Source organism: Methylobacterium oxalidis, from assembly GCF_007992195.1.
In the GTDB taxonomy this organism is placed as follows: Bacteria; Pseudomonadota; Alphaproteobacteria; order Rhizobiales; family Beijerinckiaceae; genus Methylobacterium; species Methylobacterium oxalidis.
This window is the reverse complement of sequence record NZ_BJZU01000209.1, coordinates 1-4667: the sequence shown is the minus strand read 5'-3', so window position 1 is coordinate 4667 and position 4667 is coordinate 1. Positions and strand designations below refer to the sequence as shown.

At 64.3% G+C, this 4667-nt stretch carries 2 protein-coding genes; one reads left to right on the top strand and one right to left on the bottom strand.

Annotated elements, in window-relative coordinates:
- Positions 1–598 precede the first annotated feature (598 nt).
- Entirely contained in the window at positions 599–4006 is a 3408-nt protein-coding gene (locus MOX02_RS29365; RefSeq protein WP_147029310.1) for a PAS domain S-box protein, read from the top strand.
- Here MOX02_RS29365 and MOX02_RS29360 read toward each other — a convergent pair.
- A complete protein-coding gene (locus MOX02_RS29360; RefSeq protein WP_147029309.1) occupies positions 3942–4649 on the bottom strand; it encodes a MerR family transcriptional regulator in 708 nt (235 codons plus the stop codon). The two genes, MOX02_RS29365 and MOX02_RS29360, sit on opposite strands and share 65 nt — an antisense overlap.
- Positions 4650–4667: the final 18 nt, after the last annotated feature.

The following is a 4667-nucleotide window of genomic DNA, read 5'->3' as shown; positions in this document are numbered from 1 at the left end:
CCCGGTCGAAGCCGACCGATGAACGATACAGGGGCGCAACGTCGTAGGTTCTCATAACCACATCCTCCACTGAGCAACGTGACTACAAGCGACGCCGGACACTGCGTGACCGGCGTCGAACTGGCGAGCCCGACTTGGGCCTCGCACGCGCGTAACGCAGAGGATGCGAGCTAGTTCCACGTGGCGCAACGATTTCTGCAGGCAGCTCCTGCAGACGCTGCGACACTGGAGACGCTTACGCCGAGCACCGACCGCGGGCCGACGGCAGCGGGACTTCGTTCGTTTAAGCCAAACGCCGTAGAGCTCCGCATGCTCGCCAAACTGGCCCGCTCCCGATTCTCAGAGTGTCAGGTTGAACGGCACGCCGGGCACCTCATCGCCACGACCTCGGACGGCAGAGCTTGTGCAGTCGAAAAGACGGAAGCCAGTTTGACAAGCCGAATACGCTGTGGGAGCGCACGTTCATGCTGCACCCCTGCGCCCAATGCGCCTCGCAAAATCCAAGGGCGCTCACCCTCTCACTGGCCCCAGCGAGCCAACAACGTTCGGGTGGGGCTTTCTGCACAGCTTGCCACTCCCCTGTCTCGCTGCATCAGGCATGCCGACGAAAGCAGATCCGCTGCAGAACACAGAGAGCGCGGTAAGCGTCGCGGTGGTGACAAGCGTGGACGATCAACTCAGCCTCCTCGTAGGAGGCGGCACGGCGGAAAGCCTGATCCAGGCTCATCGGTGGGCGGCCACACCGCTCGGTGAACCCGAGACCTGGCCGCAGTCGCTACGCTTGGCGCTGTCAATCTGCCTGAACTCGAGCTTCCCCACAGCCGTCTACTGGGGCCAAGATCTGCGCCTCCTCTACAACGATGCCTGGGCGCCAATCCTGGCTGAGCGTCACCCATGGGCACTCGGTCACCCTGCCGCCGAGGTTTGGGCTGATATCTGGGAGGTCGTCGGCCCTCAACTCGCGAGCGTGGTGGAGACGGGTGCTGGTTTCTCGACCTACGACCAGCTGCTCTCGTTGGTCCGGGACGGCGCCCGCCAAGAGACCTACTGGAACTACAGCTTCACGCCCGTTCGCGGCGAGGACGGCTCAGTGGCTGGCGTGTTCGCCCAAGGCCACGAAACCACCGACCGCGTCCTCGCGGAGCGGCGTGGCCGCCTCCTCCTCGATCTGAGCGATCGTCTGCGTGCACTCTCTGACCCGAAGGCCGTCATCGAGACCGCACAGGCCGCACTCGGGCGCTTCCTCCATGCAAACCGCGTCGGGTACGGCGAGGTCGAAGAGACGGCGCGCTACTTTACGACCGAGCGCAACTGGACGGATGGGAGCGTTCCGTCGCGCGCTGGCACGCATGACCTCGCCGGCTTCGGGCCCGAGGTGCTCGCCGCCTTGCGAGCCGGTATCCCGCTCCTGATCACAGACGCAGCCAGCGATCCGCGCACAAACGCGCCAGAGAGCCTCGCGGCCTTCGACGCCATCGACACACGCGCTGCGATCACGGCCTGCTTGGTGAAGGACGGGCGCATGCGCGCGGCGCTCTACGTCCACGCACGGGAGCCGCGCCCGTGGACCAGGTTTGACACTGATCTCGTCATCGAGGTGGCAGAGCGCACTTGGGCCGCGGTCGAGCGTGCCCGGGCGGAGGCGCGACTGCGCGACAGTGAAGCGCAGTTCCGGCTGATGGCCGACGCAGTTCCCCAGATCGTGTGGATCACCGACGCGGAGGGTCGGACCGAGTTCTTCAATCGGCAGTGGACCCAGTACACCGGCAAGACCTACGAGCCGAGCACCGCAGCGGACATCGCCCTGAGCTTTGTTCATCCGGACGATGCTCCGGCTACGATGGCAGCCTTCGACGAGGCGCGGCGCACCGGCGGTTCGTTTCGCTTCGAGCATCGGATCCGTTCCGCGGCTGGAGACTACCGCTGGTTCCTGGTACGCGGCGAACCCTATCGCGATCCGCAAAGCGGCGCGCTTCTAAGATGGTTCGGTGCCTCGGTCGATATCCATGACCGTAAGGTGGCCGAAGAGCAGCTTCTGGCGCTCAATGCTGACCTGGAGCGGCAGGTAATCGAGCGCTCCCGGGAGCGCGGCTTGATCTGGCAGCACAGCCTGGACCTGCTTTCCGTCATCGATCTCGGCACCGCGACCTTCGACACGGTCAACCCGGCTTGGACGGCGACGCTTGGCTGGACGAAGGATGAGATCGAGGGCGGATCCTATCAGGATTTCGTTCATCCAGACGACGAAACAGCGAGCGCGGAAGCCTTCGAGCAGGTACGACGCGGCGACCCAGTGCTTCGCTTCAGGAACCGCTATCGCACCAAGGACGGCACTTGGCGCTGGCTGTCGTGGGTTGCCGTACCGGAAGGCGCCAAGCTCTACGCGGTCACGCGCGACATCTCCATCGAGCATGAGCGGCAGACGGAGCTTGAGGCGGCAGAAGCCGCTCGCCGCGAGGCCGATGCTCTCTACCGCGCCTACTTCGAGAATACGCCCGAGGCCCTGTTCGTGATCGGGGTCGAGCCGGACGGCGGCTTTGTCGTCGAGCAGATCAACCCGGCTCATGAGGCTGGGATCGGCTTCAAGCTCGTGGACGTGCGCGGTAAGCGAATCGAGGAGATACTGCCGCCCGACATCGCCGAGCGTGTGCTGGCAAGCTACCGCCGGGTTCTAGCGACAGGCGAGATCTACCAGTACCGAGAGGTGTTCGATCTCTCCGGAGACCCGCAGCATTGGGATACTTCCCTGGTGCCGGTGCGAGACGCTAGAGGAAGAGTTACGCGGCTGGTCGGATCGAGCCGGAACGTGACACGGCAGGTCGTGGCCGAGGAGGCGCTGCGCCAGGCGCAGAAGATGGAGGCAGTCGGCCAACTCACCGGAGGAGTTGCGCACGACTTCAACAACCTGCTCACCATCATTCGCTCGTCGGTCGACTTCCTGCGCCGGCCCGACCTGCCAGAGGCGCGCAAGGGTCGCTACCTGGACGCAGTCTCGGACACCGTCGAGCGAGCTGCCAAACTCACCGGCCAACTCCTCGCCTTCGCTCGGCGGCAGGCGCTCAAGCCCGAGGTGTTCGATGCTGGTGCCCGGCTGAAGCGTGTGGCTGATCTGCTCGACACGGTGACAGGCTCACGCATCCGGGTCGTGAGCGACCTGCCCGAGCAGCCCTGCTACATCCGCGCTGATGTCAGCCAGTTTGAGACCGCCCTCGTCAACATGGCGGTGAACGCCCGCGACGCCATGGAGGGTGAGGGAAGTCTGACCATCAAGCTGGCCCGCGTTTCCGAGTTGCCGCCAATCCGGGGGCACGCGGGCAGCAAGCAACCCTTCGCGGCCGTGTCGCTGACGGATACCGGAACTGGGATCCCGGCTGATCAAGTCAGCCGCATCTTCGAGCCGTTCTTCACCACGAAGGAGGTCGGCAAGGGCACCGGCCTCGGGCTCAGCCAGGTCTTCGGCTTTGCCAAGCAGTCCGGCGGCGACGTCGATGTGGTGAGCAGACTGGGCGAAGGATCAACGTTCACCCTCTACCTGCCTGAGGTGATCACTGGGCCGGAGCAGTCAGAGGCCGGGCGCGATCAGGGGGCGCTCTCGCCAATGGGTCGCGGACAGCGCGTGCTGGTGGTTGAGGACAATCTGGAGATCGGCCGATTTGCCACGCAGATCCTGGAGGACTTCGGCTACGTGCCCACTTGGGCAGCCAACGCTGAGGAGGCGCTGGAGAAGCTTGGTTCCGACGGCAGCGGCTTTGACGTCGTATTCTCGGATGTGGTGATGCCCGGCATGGGCGGCCTTGCTCTTGCGGAGGAGCTGAAACGTCGTCTGCCGGCCCTGCCGGTGGTGCTGACATCCGGTTACAGCCACGTGCTTGCGCAGGACGGCGTGCATGGGTTCGAGCTCTTGCACAAGCCCTACTCAGCCGAACAGCTGGGACGTCTCCTCAGCCGAGTCGTGCTTCCTCCCTCATCGCCCCAACCTTCACCACTCGGGGCTGCGCCTGCCTGACCGGCGTAGATGCTATGAACCAGCGATTGTAGGCCGGGCAACGGCTCCGCTGCTTTCTGTCGAAGCCCGCTCCTGCTCCGATGGAGACATTGAGGCGGCGTGAGGACCACGTCGACTCCTCGCGCGACCGAGACCTAACCTGATCTGCTGTACCGTCCGCTTCGGGGATGCCATCTGAACCGGCTGGACGGCGGCAATGGGCGCAAAGCAGAATGTCCGCTTCTCGCCAGCCTGAGGCCGAGTATTTCAGCCTCAGGCGATCGCGAGCGAACGGCTGGGATCCCGCCATTTTACCTATCAGGACTTTGCACGCTTCCGTTTCGCGTTGGGTGTCGAGACCGGTATCGCTTACCTCGACGGCTTCAGCAGCCGGCTGCTCATCATCATCGCCGGTAAGTTGATCGAACGCGCTCGCTTCTTCGATCTCTCCCGCCCGTACAGCGCTGGAGACAAACACCAGGGACTCGCAGAAGCGCTGTAGCTGATGAGCTCGTTCACGGATGGTCTGTCCAAAGGCGTCGATCTCCTCGCAGTTGCCCTCTCCGATCATCTCGAACAACGCGCGGATCTCGTCGAGCTCCAGCCTTAGACCGCGGCCGAACCGCACGAACAGCACACGGGCTATATCAACTGCCGCGTACACGCTCTACCCATCACTTAG